This is a genomic window from Jiangella muralis (assembly GCF_001270745.1).
GTDB lineage: Bacteria > Actinomycetota > Actinomycetes > Jiangellales > Jiangellaceae > Jiangella > Jiangella muralis.
The window spans coordinates 45675-67591 of the sequence record NZ_KQ434753.1 but is presented as its reverse complement, the minus strand read 5'-3'; the positions used below and the strand labels follow the sequence as shown (position 1 = coordinate 67591).

Sequence of the window (21917 nt, the reverse complement as noted above, 5' to 3'; positions counted from 1 at the left end):
CCCCTTTGTGCCCGCGTCCTCGGAAGGGAGCCGACCAGTGTTCGAAGGTGTCGAGGCGCTGGTGTCCGAGCACGCCGAGCTCGAACAGCGCCTGGCCGACCCGTCGGTGCACGCCGAGCCGTCGCTGGCCAAGCGGCTGAACCGGCGCTATGCCGAGCTGACGGCCATCGTCGCGGCGTACCGCGCGTGGCGGCAGGCCGGCGACGACCGCGCCGCCGCGCTGGAGCTGGCCGCCGACGACTCCGCGTTCGCCGCCGAGGCGGCCGAGCTGGCGGCGAAGCAGGACGAGCTCGCCGAGCGGTTGCGCATGCTGCTGCTGCCGCGCGACCCCAACGACGACCGCGACGCGATCCTGGAGATCAAGGCGGGGGAGGGCGGCGCCGAGTCGGCGCTGTTCGCCGGCGACCTGCTGCGCATGTACCTGCGCTTCGCCGAGCGGGCCGGCTGGAGCACCCAGGTGCTCGACGCCGAGGAATCCGACCTCGGCGGCTACAAGGACGTCTCCGTCGCGGTGAAGGCGCGCGGCGCGCCCGAGCCCGGCACCGCGCCGTTCGCCCGGCTCAAGTACGAGGGCGGCGTCCACCGCGTCCAGCGGGTCCCCGTCACCGAGAGCCAGGGCCGCATCCACACGTCCGCCGCCGGGGTGCTGGTGCTGCCGGAGGCCGAGGACGAGGGTGAGGTCGAGATCAACCCGAACGACCTGCGCATCGACGTGTTCCGATCGTCCGGCCCGGGCGGGCAGAGCGTCAACACCACCGACTCCGCGGTGCGCATCACCCACCTGCCCACCGGCATCGTCGTCTCCTGCCAGAACGAGAAGAGCCAGCTGCAGAACAAGGAGCAGGCCATGCGCATCCTGCGCGCGCGCATGCTCGCGGCGGCGCAGGAGGAGGCCCAGCGCGAGGCGTCGGACGCGCGGCGCAGCCAGGTGCGCACCGTCGACCGCTCCGAGCGGGTGCGTACCTACAACTTCCCGGAGAACCGCATCTCCGACCACCGCACCGGCTACAAGGCCTACAACCTCGACGTCGTGCTCGACGGCGAGCTCGGCCCGGTCGTGCAGTCGCTGGTCGACGCCGACGCCGAGGCGGCGCTGACGGCCACCGCCGAGCGCGGTGACGGCGCGTGAGCACGGCGCCGCTGCTCGAACAGCTCCGCACGGCGGCCGGTGTGCTGGCTGCCGCCGAGGTGCCGTCGCCGCGGCACGACGCCGAGGCGCTGGCCGCGCACGTGCTCGGGGTCGAGCGCGGCGCGCTGCTGACCCAGCCCGACCCGGACGACTCGTTCGGGCCCCGGTTCGACGAGCTGGTCCGCCGCCGCGCCGGCCGCGAGCCGCTGCAGCACCTCACCGGCCAGGCGCCGTTCCGGCACCTGGTGCTGCAGGTCGGCCCGGGCGTGTTCATCCCGCGGCCGGAGACCGAGCTGACCGCCGGCGCCGCCGTCGACGAGGCGCGGGCGGTCGTCGCGGCCGGCCGGGTGCCGGTCGTCGTCGACCTGTTCTCCGGGTCCGGCGCCATCGCGGTCTCCGTCGCCACCGAGGTGCGCCCGGTCATGGTGCACGCCGTCGAGCGCGAGGACGACGCGGTCGCCTGGCTGCGCCGCAACGCCGCCGGCAACTCCGTCATCGTGCACCGCGACGACGTCGCGCTGGTCGCCGAGCGCAGCCTGTCGATGCTGCTCGGACAGGTCGACGTCGTGGCCGCGAACCCGCCGTACATCCCGGCCGAGGCCACCATCCGCGACCCCGAGGTGGCGGAGTACGACCCGCCGGCCGCGCTGTGGTCCGGCGCCGACGGCCTCGACGCCATGCGGGTGCTCGCCGACGTCGGCGCCCGGCTGCTGCGCCCCGGCGGGCTGCTGGTGGCCGAGCACGCCGACGTGCAGGGCGAGGCCGCCCCGGACGTGTTCCACAGGCACGGCGGCTGGGCCGAGGTGGCCGATCATCTCGATCTCACCGGACGCCCGCGGTACGTCACCGCGCGACGTGCGGGATGATGTCCGCGTGAGTCCGCTGTACGACTGCTCCGACGAGACCAAGCGGCAGCGCGGCGTCGCCGCCGCGGCCCGCGCCATCCGCAACGGCAAGCTCATCGTGCTGCCCACCGACACCGTCTACGGCATCGGCGCCGACGCGTTCACGCCCGCGGCGGTGGAGGCGTTGCTGCAGGCCAAAGGCCGTGGCCGGGACATGCCGGTGCCGGTGCTGGTCGGCTCGCCGGCCACGCTGGGCGGCGTCGCCGTCACCGGCAAGACCATCGACGCGCTGGTCGAGGCGTTCTGGCCGGGCGGGCTGACGCTGATCTGCCGCCAGCAGCCGTCGCTGCGCTGGGACCTCGGCGACACCGGCGACACCGTCGCGGTCCGGATGCCCGACCACGAGGTCGCCGTCGAAGTGCTGAAGACCACCGGCCCGTTGGCCGTCAGCAGCGCCAACCTCAGCGGGCAGCCGCCGGCGCGGTCCGCGGGCGACGCTCGCGACCAGCTCGGCGACTCCGTCGCCGTCTACCTCGAGGCCGGCGACACCGAGAACGACACGCCGTCGACCATCGTCGACGTCTCCGGCGAGGTCCCGCGGGTGCTGCGGCAGGGCGCGCTCGGCCTCGCCGAGCTGCAGGCCGTCGTCCCCGAGCTGCAGGGCCCGGAAGCGTAAGGAACGGTCCGCCGGTGCGCGAGTATCTTCTGACCTTCTTCATCGCGGCCTCGGTCACGTATCTGGTGGTGGGGCTGGCGGGCCGGTTCGCCTACTGGGTCGGCGCCGTCCCGCCCACCCGCGACCGCGACGTCCACCGCGAGCCGGTGCCGCGGCTGGGCGGTATCGCGATGCTGGCCGGCATGCTGGTCGCGATGCTGGTGGCCAGCTACCTGCCCCGCATGCGCGACGTGTTCACCGAGTCCAGCGACGCGTGGGCGCTGATCCTCGCTGCGGTCGTCATCTGCCTCATCGGCGTCGCCGACGACATCTGGGACCTCTCCGCGCTGGCCAAGTTCGCCGGCCAGGTCGTTGCGGCCGGCCTGCTGGTGGCGCTCGGCGTGCAGCTGGTCTGGCTGCCGCTGCCCGGCGGCACCTTCGTGCTCGACCAGACCCAGGGCGCGATCATGACGGTCGTCCTGGTGGTCGGCGCGTCCAACGCGGTGAACTTCGTCGACGGTCTCGACGGCCTGGCCGCCGGCGTGGTGGGCATCGGCGCCGCGGCGTTCTTCGCCTACGCCTACCTGCTGTCCGTCGAGAACAACAACACGTCGTACATGACGACGTCGGCGCTGGTCTCGGTGGTGGTGGTGGGCATCTGCGCCGGGCTGCTGCCGCACAACGCGCACCCGGCGAAGATCTTCATGGGCGACTCCGGCGCCATGCTGATCGGCCTGCTGCTCGCGGCCGGGTCGATCAGCCTCACCGGCCGGCTGCCCAGCCAGGACGTCGACACCTCCAGCTTCCTGCTGACGCTGCTGCCGCTGGTGCTGCCGCTGGCGGTCATCCTGCTGCCGTTCCTCGACATGATGCTGGCCGTCGTCCGCCGCGCCAGAGCCGGGAAGTCGCCGTTCGCGCCGGACAAGATGCACCTGCACCACCGGCTGCTGGAGATCGGCCACTCGCAGTGGCGCGCGGTCGCGATCATGTGGGTGTGGGCGGCGCTCGTCTCCGGCGGCCTGGTGGTCATCGCGCTGGTCGGCGGCTGGACCACCTACGTGCTGCTGGCGCTCGCCGTCGCCATCATGATCGCGTTCACGACCGGCCACCCGCGCCGTCTCTTCCGCCGCGGCCACCCGTCCACCGTGTGAGAAACAGCACGTCGGAGCGGCCAGGTAGGCTGAGGCCGCCATGAATGCACCCGTTTCCCCGCCGCCGCGCCGGCGTAGCCCGGCCGCGGCCGCCCGGCCCGCCCTGCTGCTCACCGCCGCCGTCGGCGTCGCCTGCGCCGTCACGGCCGCGTTCGCCGCCGGCAGCGCCGCGCTGTGGTCCGCCGCCGTCGCCGCGGTGCTGGTCATCGCGTTCTTCGCCAGCGGCGCGCTGCCCGTGCTGCTGGCCCGCTACCTGCCGGCCAGCGGCATGGCCGGCGCGGGCGTGCTGATCGTGACGTACAGCCTGCGGCTGGCCCTGATCTTCCTGGGTCTCGGCGTCCTGACCAGCATTGACGGCCTCGACGAGCGCGCGCTGGGGCTGTCGCTGATGGTCTGCGCGCTGGTCTACACGCTCACCTACGCGGTGACGATGTTCCGCGAGAACAGCCGCGGCACCCGGTCCGCGGTGCCGGCCGGTGAGCCGGAATGACCTTCGCCTCGACAGCGCCCCGGGCGCGCTTAGTGGGACCCGATTTCGTTACCGGCAAGGGCACCCAGTAGTATTCGAGGCGCCATGAGCCCGGACGAACCCGATGACGTACGTCGACGGGAACAGAACAACGCGTGGGATGCCTTCGCGCTGGTCGTGTCCGGAGTAGCAGTATGGGGTGGCGTCGGCTGGCTCGTCTCCGAGTGGCTCAACAGCCGCGTGTTCCTCGTACTGGGGCTCCTGGTAGGGATGGGTGCCGCTCTGTACCTCGTATGGGTCAGATACGGTAAGCCCTGACCTGGCCCTCCTCGTCGGGCGTGTCGCGAGCGCGCTGAAGAAAGGACCACGTGAGCACTCGGATCGTGGCCGAGTCGGGATTCCACACTCCCGGGCCGGCCGACTTCGACTTCCCGCCGTTGTTCGGCGAGGGCACGTTCTTCACCAAGCCGATGCTGGTTGTCGTGCTCGGCACGATTGCCATCGGCGCATTCTTCTATTTCGCCGCGCGACGCAGCACCCTGGTTCCGGGAAAGCTGCAGTTCGCCGGTGAGGCCGTCTACGGTTTCGTGCGCGACGGAATCGCCCGCGACACCATCGGCCGCGAGGGCATCAAGTACGTCCCCTATCTGGTGACGCTGTTCGCTTTCATCGCGGTGCTGAACGTCTCGGGCATCATCCCGGTCCTCCAGCTGCCCGCCACCTCGAAGATCGCGATCCCGCTGGTGCTGGCGCTGATCTCGTGGGTCATCTTCAACTACGTGGGCATCAAGCGGCAGGGCTTCGGCGGGTACTTCAAGAACATGATGTTCCCGCCCGGCGTGCCGAAGTGGATCTATCCGCTGCTGGCGCCGCTGGAGTTCTTCTCCACCGTCATCGTCCGGCCGGTCACGCTCACTCTCCGTCTTACCTTCAACATGTTCGCGGGCCACCTGGTCCTGCTGTTGACGATCCTCGGCGGTGAGTACCTGCTCGTCGAATACCAGGGTTTCGTCGGTTTCACCGCGGGCAGCATCTCGATCCTGTTCAGCATCGTACTGACCTTCTTCGAAGGTTTCGTCCAGATTCTTCAGGCGTACGTTTTCGTTCTGCTCTCCGCCATTTACATCGGCGGCGCTCTCACCCACGAGCACTGAGCTTTCACAAAAAGGGAAAGGAACAAAGATGGACGGCTCGCTCAACATGGTCGGTCTCGGCCTCGCGGCCATCGGCCCGGGCGTCGGCATCGGACTGATCTTTGCCGCCTACATCAATGGTGTGGCCCGCCAGCCCGAGGCTCGCAGCGTGCTCCAGGGCATCGCGATCCTCGGCTTCGCCCTCGCCGAGGCGCTGTTCATCATCGCCATCGGTCTGTCGTTCGCCCAGTAGCCATGGCGATCTCGATGGCACCGATCGCGGTGATAGCGGCGGAGGACGCGCCCAGTCCGCTGATGCCGCACACCTCCGAGCTGATCGTCGGCCTGGTCGCCTTCGCCCTGCTGTTCTTCTTCCTCCGCGCGAAGGTCTACCCGATCTTCGAGAAGACCTACGCGGAGCGGTCCGCTGCGATCCAGGGCGGAGCCGAGAAGGCCGAGCAGGCGCAGGCCGAGGCCAACCAGCTGCTCGAGGAGTACCGCGCCCAGCTGGCCGACGCCCGCGGCGAGGCGGCTCGCATCCGCGAGGACGCCAAGCAGCAGGGGGCGGCCATCGTGGCGCAGGCACGCGAGGACGCCGAGACCGAGGCCAAGCGGGTCGCCGCCCGGGCCGAGGCGCAGCTGCAGGCCGAGCGCGAGCAGGTGCTGCGCGAGCTGCGCGGCGAGGTCGGCACCCTGGCGACCACGCTGGCCGGCAAGGTGGTCGGTGAGTCGCTGCAGGACGACGACCGGTCCCGCCGGGTCGTCGAGCGGTTCCTGGCCGACCTCGAGACCGCTCAGGCCTCCGACGCGGTCACGCCGGCCGCAGGGGACTCGTGAGTATGCCTGACGCCAACCTCGGCGAGAGCCACGGCGAGCTGCGGTTGCGGTTCGAGAGCATCGTCGACGCCGCAACCGGCCGCGCGCCGGCGGTGGGCGAGGCGCTGTTCGCGTTCGCGAACCTGCTCGACTCCCGTCCGTCGGTGCGCCGCGCGCTCACCGACACCGGCCGGGCGCCGGACGACCGGGAGACGCTGCTGCGCCGCCTGGCCGGCGACCGCCTCGAGCCGGCCGCGACGGACGTCCTCGCGGCGGCCGTCCGGGAGCGCTGGGCGAATCCGGGCGAGCTCACCGCCGTGGTCGAGGAGTTCGGCCTGCAGGCGGTCCTGCTGGCCGCCCGGTCGGAAGGCCGCCTCGACGCCGTCGAGGCAGAGATCTTCCGGTTCGGGCTGGTCGTGCGCGACAACCGCGACCTCCGCTCGGCCCTGATCGACCGCGCCGCTCCCGCCGACGCACGGCGGCAGCTGGTGCGGACGCTGCTGCAGGACAAGGCGGCGCCCGAGACCGTCGCGCTGCTCGAGCACGCGGTCCTGGACCGCCGGGCGCGTAGCCTGGAAGCGGAACTGGCCCGCGTCGCGGAGTTCGCCGCGCGGCTGCGCCAGCGCCGGGTGGCCGTGGTGCACGTCGCCGCCCCGCTCGCCGTCGAGCACCGCGAGCGGCTGGAACGGGCGCTCGCGGTCCGCGCCGGCGGCCCGGTCCTGCTGAACGTCGTCGTCGAGCCTGACGTCGTCGGTGGCATCCGGGTCGAACTCGGCGACGAGGTCGTCGACGGAACCGTCACCAGCCGCCTCGATGCCGCCCGCCGTCAGCTCGTGGTGAGCTGACCGGCACTACCCAGACTTGAGACCACCGTTCGAGAGCGAGAGAGCAGGAGCAACGATGGCGGAGCTGACTATCCGTCCCGAGGAGATTCGCGAGGCGCTCGACGCCTTCGTCGAGTCCTACCAGCCGGCGGCCGCCGTCCGCGAAGAGGTCGGCCATGTCACCATCGCCGGTGACGGCATCGCCCGGGTCGAGGGCCTGCCGTCGGCCATGGCCAACGAGCTGCTGGAGTTCGAGGACGGGACCCTCGGACTGGCTCTGAACCTGGACGTGCGCGAGATCGGTGTCGTCGTGCTCGGCGCCTACGCCGGCATCGAGGAGGGCCAGACGGTCCGCCGCACCGGCGAGGTGCTGTCGGTGCCGGTCGGCGACGCCTTCCTCGGCCGCGTGGTCGACCCGCTGGGCGCGCCGCTCGACGGCCTGGGCGAGGTCAAGGCCGAGACCCGCCGCGCGCTGGAGCTGCAGGCTCCCACCGTCGTGCAGCGGCAGAAGGTCGCCGAGCCGCTGCAGACCGGCATCAAGGCCATCGACGCCATGACCCCGATCGGCCGGGGCCAGCGGCAGCTGATCATCGGTGACCGGCAGACCGGCAAGACCACGGTCGCCGTCGACACCATCCTGAACCAGCTGGACAACTGGAAGAGTGGCGACAAGAAGAAGCAGGTCCGCTGCATCTACGTCGCGACCGGCCAGAAGGGCTCGACGATCGCCGGCATCCGGCAGCAGCTGGAGGAGGCGGGCGCGCTCGAGTACACCACCATCGTGGCCTCGCCGGCGTCCGACGCCGCCGGCTTCAAGTACCTGTCGCCGTACACCGGCTCGGCCCTCGGCCAGCACTGGATGTACCAGGGCTACCACGTCCTCATCGTCTTCGACGACCTGTCGAAGCAGGCCGAGGCGTACCGCGCGGTGTCGCTGCTGCTGCGCCGCCCGCCGGGCCGCGAGGCGTACCCCGGCGACGTCTTCTACCTGCACTCGCGGCTGCTCGAGCGCTGCGCGAAGCTCTCCGACGACCTCGGCGGCGGCTCGATGACCGGCCTGCCGATCATCGAGACCAAGGCCAACGACGTGTCGGCGTTCATCCCGACGAACGTCATCTCGATCACCGACGGCCAGTGCTTCCTCGAGTCGGACCTGTTCCACTCGGGTGTGCGCCCGGCCATCAACGTCGGTATCTCGGTCTCCCGCGTCGGTGGCGACGCGCAGATCAAGGCGATGAAGTCGGTCGCCGGCACGCTGCGCCTCGACCTCGCCCAGTACAACGAGCTGAAGGCGTTCGCGGCGTTCGCGTCCGACCTCGACCCCACCAGCAAGGCGCAGCTGAACCGCGGCGAGCGGCTCACCGAGCTGCTCAAGCAGCCGCAGTCGGCGCCCCTGTCGGTCGGCCGCGAGGTCGTGTCGATCTGGTCGGGCACCACCGGCAAGCTCGACGACGTCCCGGTCGAGGACATCCGCCGGTTCGAGGGCGAGTTCCTCGACACCGTGGTGCGCGAGCACAGCGCCGTCCTGGAGAGCATCGAGGCCAGCGGCAAGCTGTCCGACGACGACATCAAGACGCTCGAGCAGGCGGTCGACGACTTCAAGCAGATCTACGTCACCGTCTCGGGCCAGCCACTGGTCAAGGACGAGCCCGTCTCGGCCCTGGGCGAGGGCGAGGAGGACCTGACGGTGCTGCGCCGGCGCAAGCGCGACGCGCAGGACATCCAGGAGGCCGCTCGTCCCGACGCCGGCGAGTGAGCGTGACCGTCATGTGGTACCGAGGCCCTGAAGGGAGGTCGCACGCGTAATGGGAGCTCAAATTCGCGAGCTGCGGCAGCGCATCCGCTCCGTCGAGTCGATCAAGAAGATCACCCGCGCCCAGGAACTCATCGCGACCTCGCGGATCGCGCGGGCACAGCAGTACGCCGAGGCCGCACGGCCCTACAGCCAGGCGCTGGTGCGGGCCATGGAGGCCGCGGCCGAGCGGGCCCGGCTGGACAACCCGCTGCTCGAGGGCGTCGAGAACCCGCGCCGCTCGGCCATCCTGGTCGTCACCAGCGACGGCGGTTTCGCCGGCGCCTACTCCGCCAACGTCATCCGGCAGAGCGAGGCGCTGGCAGGGCTGCTGCGCGAGCAGGGCCAGGAGACCGTGCCCTACGTCGTCGGCCGCAAGGGCGTCAGCTGGTTCACGTTCCGCGGCCGCGAGCTCGGCGGGCAGTACCTGGGCTTCACCGGCCGGCCGTCCTACGCCGACGCCCGGGGCATCGCCGACGACCTCCTCGAGGCCATTAACACCCCGACCGAGGAAGGCGGCGTCGACGAGATCCACATCGTGTCGACGCACTTCCGCAACATGGTCACGCAGCAGGTCCGGGCCCGCCGGCTGTTCCCGATCATGGTCGAGGACGTGCCCGAGGAACTGCACCAGGCCGAGGCCGGCGCGGCGCGGACCGACAACGGCGGCTCCGCCGGCTCCTCCAACGGGCGGCCGGCGCGCACCGACGTGCTGCCGCTCTACGAGTTCGAGCCGTCGGCCGACGAGGTGCTGGACGCGCTGCTCCCGCAGTACGCCGGCAACCTGGTCTACACCGCCCTGCTCGACGCGGCCGCGTCGGAGTGGGCGGCCCGGCGCCGGGCCATGAAGAACGCCACGGACAACGCCGGTGAGCTGCAAGAGACGCTCACCCGGCAGTCCAACTCGGCACGCCAGGCCGAGATCACCCAGGAGATCAGCGAGATCGTCGGCGGCGCGGATGCGCTGGCGGCCGCAGGGAGCGAGTAGGACCTCATGACTGCCACCATCGAAACCCCAGCAGAGACCACCGCTGCTACTGGCCGGGTGGTCCGGGTCATCGGACCTGTCGTCGACGTCGAGTTCGGCGGCGGCCACATGCCCGGCATCTACAACGCGCTCGAGGTCGACGTGAAGCTGGCCGCCGAGGCCGGCGGCGACCGCACGCTGACGCTCGAGGTCGAGCAGCACATCGGCGACGGCCTGGTCAAGGCCATCTCGATGCAGCCGACCGACGGCCTCACCCGCGGCGCGGTCGTCCGCGACACCGGCCAGGGCATCTCGGTGCCGGTCGGCGACGGCGTCAAGGGCCACGTGTTCAACGCCCTCGGCAAGCCGCTCGACGTCGACGAGTCGAAGATCGAGGTCAGCGAGCGCTGGGAGATCCACCGCGACCCGCCGCCGTTCGCCGACCTCGAGGGCAGCACGCAGATGCTGGAGACCGGCATCAAGGTCCTCGACCTCCTGAGCCCGTACATCCAGGGTGGGAAGATCGGCCTGTTCGGTGGCGCCGGTGTCGGCAAGACGGTGCTCATCCAGGAGATGATCACCCGTGTCGCCCGGAACTTCGGTGGCACCTCGGTGTTCGCCGGCGTCGGCGAGCGCACCCGTGAGGGCAACGACCTCTGGGTCGAGATGGGCGAGGCCAACGTCCTCAAGGACACCGCGCTGGTGTTCGGCCAGATGGACGAGCCGCCGGGCACCCGCATGCGGGTCGCGCTGTCGGCGCTGACCATGGCCGAGTACTTCCGCGACGTCCAGAAGCAGGACGTGCTGCTGTTCATCGACAACATCTTCCGGTTCACGCAGGCCGGCTCCGAGGTCTCCACGCTGCTGGGCCGCATGCCGTCGGCCGTCGGCTACCAGCCGACGCTGGCCGACGAGATGGGCGAGCTGCAGGAGCGCATCACCTCGACGCGTGGTCACTCCATCACGTCGATGCAGGCCATCTACGTCCCGGCCGACGACATCACCGACCCCGCGCCGCACACCGCGTTCGCGCACCTCGACGCCAGGACGGTGCTGTCGCGGCCGATCTCGCAGCTGGGCATCTACCCGGCCGTCGACCCGCTCGACTCCTCGAGCCGGATCCTCGACGCCGCGTACCTCGGCGAGGACCACTACCGCATCGCCACCCGGGTGAAGGAGATCCTGCAGAAGTACAAGGAGCTGCAGGACATCATCGCCATCCTCGGTGTGGACGAGCTGACCGAGGAGGACCGCGTCACGGTCAATCGCGCCCGCCGGCTGCAGCGGTTCCTGTCGCAGAACATGTTCGTGGCCGAGTCGTTCACCGGCCAGCCGGGCGTGTTCGTCCCGCTGTCGGAGTCGCTGGAGTCGTTCGACGCCATCACCAAGGGCGAGTACGACCACCTGCCCGAGCAGGCGTTCAGCTACGTCGGCAACATCGAGGACGCCGAGAAGAAGGCGCGCGAGCTCGCCTCCTGAGAGACATTCCGCGCTGATCGGCAGGGAGTCGCGCCCGTACGGGTGGCGGCTCCCTTCCGGTCACGGGGAGAGAGGAAATGATCGTGGCCGAAGATCTGAACGTCGAGGTGGTCGCCGCCGACCGCAAGGTGTGGTCCGGCGCGGCCTCGATCGTCATCGCACGCACGCCCGAGGGTGAGATCGGCATCATGCCCGGTCACGAGCCCGTGCTCGGCCTGCTGGTGGCCGGACCGGTGACGGTGCGCTCGACCGGCGGCGAAGCGGTCGTGGTCGCGGTCTCCGGCGGATTCCTGTCCGTGTCGGAGAACCAGATCGCGATCCTCGCCGAACAAGCCGAACTGGCCGGCGAGATCGACGTCGCCGCAGCTCAGGCAGATCTGGACGCGCTCGATGAGGACGGCGACGGCGCGGCCCGGTGGGCGCAGGCCAGACTCGACGTCGCGGCGAGCCGATAGATCTGAGAGCATCGGTACCACGCTCGGGGGAGGTGATCGGTGGCGCTGGTGTCGTGGACCCTGCTGGTGCTGGGTGCGCTTGCGCTCGCCGCTGTGCTGGTCCTCCTGGCCCTGTACGTCCGCCGGGGCATCCTGCAGCGTGACGGTGGCTTCGACATGTGCGTGCGCGGCGACAGCCACGACGGCTGGTCCGGCGGCTGGGCGTTCGGCATCGGGCGCTACCGCGACGACACCCTGGAGTGGTTCCGCACGTTCAGTTTCACCACGTGGCCCAGGCGGTCGTTCCGGCGCGGCGTGCTGCTCGTCGACGGACGGCGCCAGCCCGACGCGGAGGAGAGCTACGAGCTGCCCGCCGGTCACGTCGTGCTGATCTGCCGGTCGAACGGGAGCAGCGTCGAGGTGTCCATGACCGAGCCTGCGGCCACGGCTTTCGTGACCTGGCTGGAGGCGGCGCCGCCCGGGGGGCAGTTCGCCGGTTGACGCCTCCGAGGCGTACCGTTCATCGGAACGGCGGAAGGGTACAGCGGGCGTGGAGAGATTTCGGGTCACCGGGGGGAGCTCCCTGCGGGGTGAGGTCCGGGTCAGCGGCGCGAAGAACAGCGCACTCAAGCTGATGGCGGCGGCGCTGTTGGCCGAGGGACGCACCGTGCTGCGCGACGTCCCCGCCATCACCGACGTCGACTACATGGGCGAGTTGCTGCGCCAGCTCGGCGGCGACGTCCACCGCGACGGCGGCGCCGTGGTCATCGACGTCCCGGCCGACATCGCGCACGAGGCGCCGTATCACCTGGTGCGCCGGCTGCGCGCGTCGATCTGCGTGCTCGGCCCGCTGGTGGCCCGCTGCGGCGCGGCGAACGTGGCGCTGCCCGGCGGCGACGCCATCGGCTCGCGCGGCCTCGACATGCACATGTCCGGGCTGGAGAAGCTGGGCGCGCAGGTCGAGATCGAGCACGGTTTCGTGGTGGCCCGGGCGCCGCACGGCCTGCACGGCACCAGCATCTGGCTCGACTTCCCGAGCGTCGGCGCCACCGAGAACATCCTCATGGCCGCCGTGCTGGCCAAGGGCACCACGGTCATCGACAACGTCGCCCGCGAGCCGGAGATCGTCGACATCTGCCGCATGCTCGGCGACATGGGCGCGAAGATCGACGGCGCCGGCACGTCCACGCTGCGGGTCGAGGGCGTCGACTCCATGAACCCGACGACGCACACCACCATCCCGGATCGCATCGTCACCGGCACCTGGGGCGTCGCGGCCGTCATGACCCGCGGCGACATCACCATCCGCAACGGCCGCGCCGAGCACCTCGAGATCGTCCTCGACAAGCTGGCCGCCGCCGGCGCCACCGTCGAGTCCGGGCCGGCCGGGCTGCGGGTGGCGATGTCCGGGCGGCCGCGCGCCATCGACGTCGTCACGCTCCCGTATCCCGGCTTCCCGACCGACCTGCAGCCGATGATCGTCGCGCTCGACGCCGTGGCCGACGGCACCGCGATGATCACCGAGAACGTGTACGAGGCCCGGTTCATGTTCGTCAACGAGCTGGTCCGCCTGGGCGCCGAGGTCCGCATCGACGGCCACCACGCGGTCGTCCGCGGCCGGCCCGGGCTGTCCGGCGCGCCGGTCGTCGCCACCGACATCCGGGCCGGCGCCGGCCTCGTGCTGGCCGGCCTGCTGGCCGAGGGCGAGACGCTGGTGTCGGCCGTCCACCACATCGACCGCGGCTATCCCGACCTCGTCGGGCAGTTGCAGGCCCTGGGCGCCGATGTGGTCCGTGAGCCCGATCCGGACCACTTCGATGACTGACGAACCGGAGGCCGCGGCCGGCCTCGGGGACAGCTGGCGCGGCCGGGTGACGCCAGGCCGCGTCTGCCTGGCCGTCTACCTGGTCGTGCTGGTCGTCTACAGCGGTGTCGAGGGCATCCCGATGGACCGCGTCGGGCAGTCCGGCTGGATCATCGCCGGGATGATCGCGGTCAAGATCGGCCGGCCGTGGCGCGAGCACCTGCGCACGTTCGTCGACTGGCTGCCACTGCTGGCGGCGCTGATCCTGTACGACCACACCCGCGGCATCGCCGACACCCTGGGCATGCCGCTGCGGGTCGGCCAGGTCGTCGACATCGAGAGCTGGCTGTTCGGCGGCACCATCCCGACGGTGTGGCTGCAGGAGCACCTGTTCGAGTCGACGGTGCGCTGGTGGGACGTCGGCGCCGCGATCGTCTACTTCAGCCACTTCGTCGTGCCGTGGGTGCTGGCGGCGGTGTTCTACATGTGGTCGCGGCCGATGTGGGTGTCCTACATCCGGCGGGTGCTGCTGCTCACCTACACCGGCCTGCTGACGTACGTGCTGCTGCCGGCCGCGCCGCCGTGGTACGCGTCGGCACGCACCGGCGACATCGCCGAGCCGGTCTACCGCCTCGTCGGCCGCGGCTGGAACGAGCTGGGAATGCGCAGCGCCCAGGCGTGGCTGTCCGACGCCCAGGGCGGCGCCAACGAGGTGGCCGCGTTGCCGTCGCTGCACGCCGGTTTCTCCATGCTGGTCGCGGTCACCCTGTGGCCGCTGGCCAAGCGCTGGTGGCTGAAGGTGCCGATCGTCGCGTACCCGCTGGCGATGGCGTTCACGCTGGTCTACGGCGGCGAGCACTACGTCGTCGACGTCCTGCTCGGCTGGCTCTACGTCGCCGCCATCATGGTCGGCGCGCACTGGTGGGAGCGCTGGCGCGAGCAGCACCGTCCGCCGATGGCGCCCGTGCTGACGGCCGGCACGCCCGCGCCGGTCGAGCCGGCACTGCGCGCCGAACCCGGCATCACCCAGGAACCGAACGAGCGAGCCGGAAGGTAGCGAGCATGGGACGCAGTGTGGCCGTCATCGGAGCCGGCCTGATGGGATCGGGCATCGCCCAGGTGGCCGCCACCGGCGGCTGGAACGTCGTGCTGCGCGACCTCGACGCCGCCGCCGTCGGCCGCGGCCGGGCCGCCATCGAGGCCAGCACCGCGAAGTTCGTCGAGAAGGGCAAGCTCACCGCCGGCGCCCGCGACGCCGCACTGGCCCGCATCACCACCACGACCGACCTCGACGCCGTCGCCGAGGCCGACATCGTCGTCGAGGCGGTGTTCGAGAACGTCGACGTCAAGCGGGAGCTGTTCGCGCAGCTGGACCGCCTGTGCCGCGACGGCGCCGTCCTGGCCACCAACACCAGCGCGATCCCGATCACCAAGATCGCCGCCGTCACCGAGCGGCCCGAATCGGTGGTCGGCACGCACTTCTTCTCGCCGGTCCCGATGATGGCGCTGTGCGAGCTGGTCCGGGGCCTGCACACGTCCGACGACACACTGGCGGCGGCCCGCGAGCTGGCCGAGTCGTCCGGCAAGACCTGCATCGTCGTCAACCGCGACGTCGCCGGGTTCGTCACCACGCGGCTGATCAGCGCTCTCGTCGTCGAGGCGGTGAAGCTCTACGAGTCCGGCGTCGCGTCGGCCGAGGACATCGACATCGCCTGCCGGCTCGGCTTCGGCCACGCCATGGGCCCGCTCGCCACCACCGACCTCACCGGCGTCGACGTCCTACACCACGCCACGTCGAACATCTGGGACGAGACCGCCGACACCAAATTCTTCCCGCCCGAGCTGCTGCGCCGCATGGTCGACGCCGGTGAGCACGGCCGCAAGTCCGGCCGCGGCTTCTACTCGTACTAGGGGGTGCCTGACGGGTCTTCGGCGGCGCGGGCGACGCCCAGACGCCGTCCAGCGGCGTTGTCGTCGTCGGCCGATGGCTCCGCATCGGCCTCCTCCTCCGCCTTGCTGGACCGACGACTGGACGCCGCCCGCATCCACCAATATCCGTCAGGCACCCCCACGCCGCCACGCGCTCGCCGTGTAGCGGGTCGGCTCGATCGCCGTCCCGGTGCCGCCGGCGCGCTTGACCCGGCGCTGGATGGGCGTGCCGTTGCCGCCGACGTCGCGCCGCCTCGGCAGCAGCAGCCGGGTGGTGACCAGCTTGGCGCGGTCGCGGCGGCGGGACCGCTCGCGGCGGGCGAGGTCGGCGGCGCCGATCAGCCCGGCGTCGTTGCCCAGCGCCGCCCGGACGACCTTCGCCTCGGGCCGGAAGCCGCGCCCCGTCAGCGTCCGCCGGAACGTCGTGCGGGCCGGCTGCAGCAGCAGGTCGCCGACGTCGGAGACGCCGCCGCCGATCACGAACAGGCCGGGGTCGAACGCGGCGGCGAGATTCGCCAGGCCGACGCCCAGCCAGTGGCCGATGTCCTCGAGCAGCTCCAGCGCGGCCGGGTCGCCCTGCGCGGCCAGCGCGCTGATCATCGGGCCGGTGATGCGCGACGGGTCGCCCTCGCACGTCTCGGCGATGCGGTAGGCGACGGGGGAGCCGTTCAGCACCAGCTCGCGCGCCTCGCGGACCAGCACGTTGCCGCTGGCGTACTGCTCCCAGCAGCCGCGGTTACCGCACTCGCAGCGGTGCCCGCCCGGCACGACGATCATGTGGCCGAACTCGCCGGCCACGCCGAACCGGCCGCGGTGCAGCACACCGTCGAGGACCACGCCGCCGCCGATGCCGGTGCCGAGGTTGACGCACACGACGTGCGACTCGCCCTGGGCCGCCCCGAACCGGCACTCGGCCCACAGCGCCGCGTTGGCGTCGTTGTCGACGACCACGGGCAGCCCGACGCGCCGCTGGACGGCGTCGCGCAGCGGTTCGTTGCGCCAGGCGAGGTGCGGAGCGAACAGCACGGAGGACTGGGTGCCGTCGACGAAGCCGGCGGCGCCGATGCCGACCGCCAGCACGTGGTGGCGGGCGCCGAGCTCGGCCACGATGTCGGCGATGGTGTCCTCGACGACGCGGGGGCTCTTGCTCTTGCTCGGCGTCTCGCGGCGGGTGCGCTCGACGATGGTGCCCTCGGCGTCGACGACGCCGGCGGCGACCTTGGTGCCGCCGATGTCGATGCCGATGGTGGGCCGCGCCAGTCGGGACACCCGCGTACGGGTTTGAGCCATGCCCATAGTATTGCCGGGCGGGCTCAGGACGGCAGGGACGACCCCGGCGGCGCGAGGATGCCCTGAGCGTACGCCGTCGTCACGGCCGCCGTCCGGTCGTCCACCCCGAGCTTCGCGAAGACGCGCAGCAGATGCGTCTTCACCGTCGCCTCGCCGATGTGCAGTGCCCGCCCGACCTCGGCGTTCGACAGCCCCGTGGCGACGGCGGCCAGCACCTCCCGCTCACGCGGCGTCAACGGCGGCACCGACGGCGCCCGCATGCGGCTGACCAGGCGCGCGGCCACCGGCGGCGCCAGGATCGTCTCGCCCCGGTGCGCCGCCCGGACGGCCGCGGCGAGGTCGATCCGTGGGGTGTCCTTGAGCAGGTAGCCGGTGGCGCCCGCCTCGACCGCGCGGACGATGTCGGAGTCGGTGTCGTACGTGGTCAGCACCAGGATCCGGGTGCCGGGCAGCTCGGCCAGGATGCGCGCAGTCGCCTCGGCGCCGTCCAGCCGGGGCATCCGCAGGTCCATCAGGATGACGTCCGGACGCAGCCGGCGGGCCAGCACCAGGGCCTCCTCGCCGTCACCGGCCTCGCCGACCACCTCGAAGTCGTCCTCGGCGCCCAGCATGCCGGCCAGCCCGGTGCGCACGACCGGGTGGTCGTCGACCAGCAGCAGCCGCAACATCGTCACGGCCGTCCACGCTACCCTGATGTCGTGCGCAAGAAGCCGGAGCCGGCGCGCGCCGATCCGATCGCAGGCGAGCTGGTCACCGAGACGTTCGACTACGACGGCGGGCGGCAGGTGACCGTGTACGTGCCGCCGGATCCACCGGAAGCTGTCGTGTTCGCAGGCGATGGCCAGCTCATCTCGCAGTGGGGCGGACACCTCGAGGCGGCCGACGTGCCGCCCACCATGATCGTCGGTACCCACCGGACGGACGACCCGGACGAGATGATCCGGATCGGCGAGTACTCACCGTCCTTCGATGAGGAACGGTTCGCGGCACACGAGCGGTTCTTCGTCGAGGAGGTCCGTGGCTGGGTACGGTCACGTTTCAGCCTCGACCTGCCCTCCGACCGCACCGCGGTGTGCGGCGCGTCAGCCGGTGGTGAGCTCGCCCTCGCCATGGGGCTTCGCCACCCGGACATCTACGGTGCGGTCTTCTGCGCGTCACCGGGCGGCGGCTTCCGCCCGCCCGCCGTGATGCCGCGCCCGCTGCCGCGCACGTACCTCGTCGCCGGGACGCTGGAGCCGTGGTTCCTCGAGAACGCGACTCGATGGGCGGCCGCGCTGCTCGACGCCGGCGTGGACGTCGTCATGGCCGAGCGGCTCGGCGATCACGGCGACCCCTTCTGGCAAGCCGAGTTCCCCTTGATGGTGTCCTGGGCATTCCAGCGCTGATGGAGTGCGCCGCTACGCCGGCGCCAGCCCGACGGTCGCACGGACGGTGGTACCGGCGGCCGGCGCGCTGACGACCTCGAGCAGCCCGCCGACCTGCTCGACCCGCGCCCGCATGCCGCGCAGCCCGTACCCGTCGTGCGCCCCGCCCGGCCGGAACCCGCGCCCGTCGTCGACGACGGCGACCGTGGCCGCGCCGGGCGGGCCGGACCGGAACCGCAGCGCGACGATGACCCGGCGGGCGCCGGCGTGCTTGCGCACGTTCGTCAGTGCCTCCTGGGTCGCGCGCAGCAGCACGACCTCGACGTTCGCCGGCAACGGCGGGCCGGCCTCGTCGATCTGCAGGCTGATCTCCAGCCCGGTCTCGTCGGCGAACCGGGCGGCCAGGCGTTCGATCGCCTCAGGCAGCGTCGCGTCCTGCAGGCTGACCGGCGCCAGCGAGCTGACCAGCGCACGCGCCTCGGCGAGGTTGTCGCGGGCGGTCTGCTCCAGCAGCGCCAGCCGGTCGCGGACGGCGCCGGGGTCGCGGTCCAGCACCACCTCGATGGCCTGCGCCAGCGTGAGGATGCTGGTGAAGCCCTGCGCCAGCGTGTCGTGGATCTCGTGCGAGAGCCGCTCCCGCTCGGCCAGCACGCCGCGCGAGTGCTCCAATTGGGCCAGCTCGGTGCGGGTGCGCTCCAACTCGTCGATCAGCTCGGCCCGCTTCTCCGCCTGGAAGAACACGTGCGTGATGAACAGCCCCATCAGCAGCGACACGCCGATCTGCAGCGTTATCTGCGGCGCGACGTCGCGCACGGCCGCCGCGGTCCAGCCGTCGCGGCCGACCTCGATGACGGCCAGGCCGGACAGGAACACGAACGTCGCGCCGATGGCCCACCGCGTCGGCAGGTACACCCAGATGTGCGGGATCAGGGCGAACAGCAGGAAGTACGCGTCGAAGATGCCGGTGCCGAGCAGCAGGTAGAGGCAGCCCCAGCTGACCACCAGCTGGACCACCACCTGCCAGCCGATCCCGTCGGTGCCCAGCAGCCGCCGCCCGAGCAGCAGGTAGACGACGACCATCGCCGTCACCGCGAGCAGGCCGGTCAGGCGGTCGTCGCTGGAGAGGTTGCCGGAGCTGCCGATGATCAGCGCGAGCAGCCCCAGCAGCCCCAGGTAGACGCCGTGCCAGGCGACGGTGGTGCGCTGCCAGAACGCGTCCAGCTCGGCGACGCTGCTGCGCACCGGGTCGCCGCCGGCCGCCGTCAGCCGTCGTCCCTGCGCTGCCACCGGAACGTCCGGACGCAGATCACCAGACCCGCGATCAGCCACAGCGACAGGATCAGCGCCGTCGGGCCGTGCTGCCATGATGCGGATACCTCCAGCGTCTCGAGGCGGTCGGGTAGGAACACCGAACGCATGCCCTGGGCCAGCCATTTCAGCGGGAACACCGAGGCGACGTTCTGCAGCCAGCTTGGCAGGTCGTTGAAGACGAAGAACACACCCGAGATGAATTGCAATACCAGCAGCGGCCCCACGACGACGGCGGACGCGCTCTTCGCCGACCGCGGCACCGACGAGTACGCGATGCCCAGGACGGCGCCGCCGGCCGTGCCGAGCACGTAGCACCAGGCGAACGTCAGCCACTTCGACGGCTCGGTGGGCAGCTCGACGCCGAAGGCCACCGCGGCGACCGCCAGCAGCAACGCGATCTGACTCAGCCCGACGACCAGGATCATGCCGACCTTGCCGAGGAAGTACGACACCGGCGGCATCGGCGTGCCGCGCAGCCGCTTCAGCGTGCCGTCCTCGCGCTCGATGGCCAGGCTGATCGCCAGCGTCTGGAAGCTGACCAGCATGATGCCCGAGGCGACCATGCCGGGCAGGAAGTACTGCGCGAAGTCGACCGGGGCGCCGCTGCTCGGCCCGACGTCCTCGCCGCCGAACACGACGGCGAAGATGCCCAGCATGATGACCGGGAACAGGAACGAGAAGATGACGGAGTCGCGTTCACGGAAGTAGCTGCGGGTCTCCAGCGAGGCGCGCGACATCGCGATGCGGGCCGGGCTCACGGCGGTGCTCATGACACGACCTCCAGGGTCTGTTCCGGCTGGCCGATCAGCCGCAGGTACACGTCCTCCAGCGTCGCGCGGCTGACGATGAGGCCGGGGACCTCGCCGCCCAGCCGGCCGGCCAGCTGGGCGACCAGTGCCGTCGGCTCGGCCGTCCGCTCGGTGCGCTGGCGCCCGTCCTCACTCCACCGGACGACCGCGAGGTCGTGGTCGCGGCCGCCGAGGCGGTCCGGGGTGTCCAGCGCGACGATGCGCCCGCCGGCGATGACGCCGACGCGTCCGGCCAGCTGCTCGGCCTCGTCGAGATAGTGGGTGGTGAGGACGATCGTCGTGCCGCCGTCGGCCAGCGACGTGATGAGCGCCCAGAACTCCCGCCGCGCCTCCGGGTCGAACCCCGTCGTGGGCTCGTCCAGGAACAGCAGCTCCGGGTTGCCCAGGATGCCCAGCGCGACGTCCAGCCGGCGGCGCTGCCCGCCGGACAGGTGCCGCGCCCGGGTCGCGCGCTTCTCGTCCAGCCCGACGGCCGCGATGACATCGTCCGGGTCGCGGGCGCCGGGGTAGTAGCCGGCGAAGTGGTGCACCAACTCCTGCACGGTCAGCTCGTCGTGGCCGCCGGAACTCTGCAGCACGATGCCGATGCGAGCCCGCCAGCCGGCGTCCGGCCGCGCCGGGTCCGCGCCCAGCACGCTCACCTCACCGGCGTCGCGGCGGCGGTACCCCTCGAGGATCTCCACGGTGGTGGTCTTGCCGGCGCCGTTCGGTCCCAGCAGCGCGAAGACCTCCCCGTGCGCGACGTCGAGGTCCAGCCCGCTGACGGCGGTGACACCGGCGTAGGCCTTGCGCAGGCCGCGTACCCGGATGGCGGAAGTCGTCATGCCACCACGATGCGCCCGGGACGATGGCCGCGGCGAGCACCGCGTGGTGGGCCGCGGGGTCCACCGAACGGTGGATCCGTTGTCCTGGGCTGTCGCGTCTGGTTCGCCGGGGTGCCCGCCGCGTTCGCCGCTTTGCGGCACGTGGGCCGTCCCCCTGCTGCCCATTTTCTTAGCCGCGGCACCGCGCCTCAAGCGGAGCCCAACGGCGCTTCGCGCGGGCGAAGCACCGCTTGACCCCCGGCACCGCGGCCAAGAACGGGCAGCTATCAGGGGGACGGGGGAAGTGCGGGCAGAGCCCGCCCGGGTGCACCGTTTGGTCGTCCACGGCCCAGGGCGTCGACGTCACTCGCGTGGGGAGCACGTCACCCGCCGCAGCACCGGATGACGGTCGTCATCGGTGGTCATGCGGTCCTTGCGCGGGTGAGGTGCACTCGGCGCGGGTGAAGTGAGGCGTGCCCAGACTGCCCCCGGACCCCAGCGCACTGCCGCAAGGCGGTGAACGCGGCAGACCCGGCCACGCCTAGGTCTTCCGGGCCACCTTAGACGCCACCTCAGACCGCCTTAGACGGTTCCGTCCGGCCACAATGCGGCAGTCTCCCGATGCGTCACACGGCGCCTCAGAACCATGCTCGATATCAGGAAGAAACGAGTAGGGGCAGGAGCCGAGCATCATGAGCATCAACGGGGACTACGCGGCACGGATCGTCCACGACCAGCGGTCGCGCGAGCTGCAGGCGGAGGCGCGCCGGGACGGGCTGGCCCGCCAGGCGCTGTCCGCTCTGCGGCGGGGCAGCGCCCGCAAGGCCGGCGGCGCCACGGCGCGCGGCCGGGCGCGCACCGCCTGAGCGGGCGCGGTCTGCTGGAGGGAAATTCGTATGGGGCTGTCGGTGGC

24 protein-coding genes are annotated in these 21917 nt (G+C 71.6%); 19 read left to right on the top strand and 5 right to left on the bottom strand.

From position 1 onward, the window contains the following. Window positions 1–37 precede the first annotated feature (37 nt). From prfA to ACW62_RS05995, 17 genes are all read left to right on the top strand, one after another. On the top strand, window positions 38–1129 hold the full coding sequence (gene prfA / locus ACW62_RS06075) for a peptide chain release factor 1 (protein WP_053203202.1): 1092 nt from the start codon (window positions 38–40) through the stop codon (window positions 1127–1129). Then, the gene (locus tag ACW62_RS06070; RefSeq protein WP_240477247.1) at window positions 1126–1995 is read left to right on the top strand and encodes a N5-glutamine methyltransferase family protein; all 870 of its coding nucleotides are present in this window, start codon (window positions 1126–1128) and stop codon (window positions 1993–1995) included. The genes prfA and ACW62_RS06070 overlap by 4 nt, the downstream gene beginning before the upstream one ends. A 7-nt stretch (window positions 1996–2002) precedes the next feature. Continuing rightward, window positions 2003–2650, top strand: coding sequence for an L-threonylcarbamoyladenylate synthase (locus ACW62_RS06065; RefSeq protein ID WP_053203201.1), 648 nt, complete (start codon window positions 2003–2005; stop codon window positions 2648–2650). A 14-nt stretch (window positions 2651–2664) separates the two neighbouring features. Further along, window positions 2665–3780, top strand: coding sequence for a glycosyltransferase family 4 protein (locus ACW62_RS06060; RefSeq protein WP_053203200.1), 1116 nt, complete (start codon window positions 2665–2667; stop codon window positions 3778–3780). A gap of 40 nt (window positions 3781–3820) precedes the next feature. After that, entirely contained in the window at window positions 3821–4270 is a 450-nt protein-coding gene (locus tag ACW62_RS06055) for a hypothetical protein (protein WP_053203199.1), read from the top strand. A 347-nt stretch (window positions 4271–4617) separates the two neighbouring features. After that, entirely contained in the window at window positions 4618–5403 is a 786-nt protein-coding gene (atpB, locus tag ACW62_RS06050; protein ID WP_053203198.1) for a F0F1 ATP synthase subunit A, read from the top strand. A gap of 28 nt (window positions 5404–5431) precedes the next feature. After that, window positions 5432–5635: an ATP synthase F0 subunit C gene (gene atpE / locus ACW62_RS06045; protein ID WP_053203197.1), complete on the top strand. Its 204-nt coding sequence runs from the start codon at window positions 5432–5434 to the stop codon at window positions 5633–5635. Window positions 5636–5649: 14 nt separating this feature from the next. Then, window positions 5650–6219, top strand: a complete 570-nt coding sequence (locus ACW62_RS06040) for a F0F1 ATP synthase subunit B (RefSeq protein ID WP_053203567.1) — start codon at window positions 5650–5652, stop codon at window positions 6217–6219. Window positions 6220–6221: 2 nt separating this feature from the next. Further along, window positions 6222–7043 (top strand): F0F1 ATP synthase subunit delta, encoded by an 822-nt coding sequence (locus tag ACW62_RS06035; RefSeq protein WP_053203196.1) that lies wholly within the window; start codon window positions 6222–6224, stop codon window positions 7041–7043. A gap of 55 nt (window positions 7044–7098) precedes the next feature. Beyond that, window positions 7099–8778, top strand: coding sequence for a F0F1 ATP synthase subunit alpha (gene atpA / locus ACW62_RS06030; RefSeq protein WP_053203195.1), 1680 nt, complete (start codon window positions 7099–7101; stop codon window positions 8776–8778). 49 nt (window positions 8779–8827) lie between these two features. Then, complete coding sequence (locus ACW62_RS06025) at window positions 8828–9802, top strand: F0F1 ATP synthase subunit gamma (protein ID WP_053203194.1); 975 nt, start codon at window positions 8828–8830, stop codon at window positions 9800–9802. Between the two features lie 6 nt (window positions 9803–9808). Next, entirely contained in the window at window positions 9809–11260 is a 1452-nt protein-coding gene (gene atpD / locus ACW62_RS06020; protein WP_053203193.1) for a F0F1 ATP synthase subunit beta, read from the top strand. An 83-nt stretch (window positions 11261–11343) separates the two neighbouring features. Then, window positions 11344–11715, top strand: coding sequence for a F0F1 ATP synthase subunit epsilon (locus tag ACW62_RS06015; protein ID WP_053203566.1), 372 nt, complete (start codon window positions 11344–11346; stop codon window positions 11713–11715). 39 nt (window positions 11716–11754) lie between these two features. Further along, window positions 11755–12195, top strand: a complete 441-nt coding sequence (locus ACW62_RS06010) for a DUF2550 domain-containing protein (protein WP_205629167.1) — start codon at window positions 11755–11757, stop codon at window positions 12193–12195. Window positions 12196–12244: 49 nt separating this feature from the next. Next, window positions 12245–13519, top strand: coding sequence for a UDP-N-acetylglucosamine 1-carboxyvinyltransferase (gene murA, locus ACW62_RS06005; RefSeq protein WP_053203192.1), 1275 nt, complete (start codon window positions 12245–12247; stop codon window positions 13517–13519). Continuing rightward, entirely contained in the window at window positions 13512–14555 is a 1044-nt protein-coding gene (locus tag ACW62_RS06000; RefSeq protein ID WP_083459333.1) for a phosphatase PAP2 family protein, read from the top strand. Before murA ends, ACW62_RS06000 begins: the two co-directional genes overlap by 8 nt. Window positions 14556–14560: 5 nt before the next feature. Beyond that, window positions 14561–15409: a 3-hydroxyacyl-CoA dehydrogenase family protein gene (locus ACW62_RS05995; protein ID WP_053203191.1), complete on the top strand. Its 849-nt coding sequence runs from the start codon at window positions 14561–14563 to the stop codon at window positions 15407–15409. Window positions 15410–15556: 147 nt separating this feature from the next. On the opposite strand, the gene ACW62_RS05990 is transcribed toward ACW62_RS05995, so the two are convergent. Together ACW62_RS05990 and ACW62_RS05985 are read right to left on the bottom strand one after the other, a co-directional pair. Further along, window positions 15557–16717 carry an ROK family glucokinase gene (locus tag ACW62_RS05990; protein WP_053203564.1) on the bottom strand — a complete coding sequence of 387 codons (1161 nt, stop codon included), beginning with the start codon at window positions 16715–16717 and terminating at the stop codon, window positions 15557–15559. 23 nt (window positions 16718–16740) lie between these two features. Further along, entirely contained in the window at window positions 16741–17385 is a 645-nt protein-coding gene (locus tag ACW62_RS05985) for a response regulator (protein WP_053203563.1), read from the bottom strand. A 30-nt stretch (window positions 17386–17415) separates the two neighbouring features. On the opposite strand from ACW62_RS05985, the gene ACW62_RS05980 reads away from it, so the two are divergent. After that, complete coding sequence (locus ACW62_RS05980) at window positions 17416–18102, top strand: alpha/beta hydrolase (protein WP_083459331.1); 687 nt, start codon at window positions 17416–17418, stop codon at window positions 18100–18102. Between the two features lie 12 nt (window positions 18103–18114). On the opposite strand, the gene ACW62_RS05975 is transcribed toward ACW62_RS05980, so the two are convergent. From ACW62_RS05975 to ACW62_RS05965, 3 genes are read right to left on the bottom strand one after another with little or no spacing between them, the layout of a single operon-like run. Then, window positions 18115–19368 carry a sensor histidine kinase gene (locus tag ACW62_RS05975; protein ID WP_053203190.1) on the bottom strand — a complete coding sequence of 418 codons (1254 nt, stop codon included), beginning with the start codon at window positions 19366–19368 and terminating at the stop codon, window positions 18115–18117. Then, on the bottom strand, window positions 19344–20162 hold the full coding sequence (locus tag ACW62_RS05970) for an ABC transporter permease (protein WP_053203189.1): 819 nt from the start codon (window positions 20160–20162) through the stop codon (window positions 19344–19346). The genes ACW62_RS05975 and ACW62_RS05970 overlap by 25 nt, the downstream gene beginning before the upstream one ends. Beyond that, window positions 20159–21025 (bottom strand): ABC transporter ATP-binding protein, encoded by an 867-nt coding sequence (locus tag ACW62_RS05965; RefSeq protein WP_053203188.1) that lies wholly within the window; start codon window positions 21023–21025, stop codon window positions 20159–20161. Before ACW62_RS05965 ends, ACW62_RS05970 begins: the two co-directional genes overlap by 4 nt. 671 nt (window positions 21026–21696) lie before the next feature. On the opposite strand from ACW62_RS05965, the gene ACW62_RS33815 reads away from it, so the two are divergent. After that, window positions 21697–21870: a hypothetical protein gene (locus ACW62_RS33815; RefSeq protein WP_157574443.1), complete on the top strand. Its 174-nt coding sequence runs from the start codon at window positions 21697–21699 to the stop codon at window positions 21868–21870. Window positions 21871–21917: the final 47 nt, after the last annotated feature.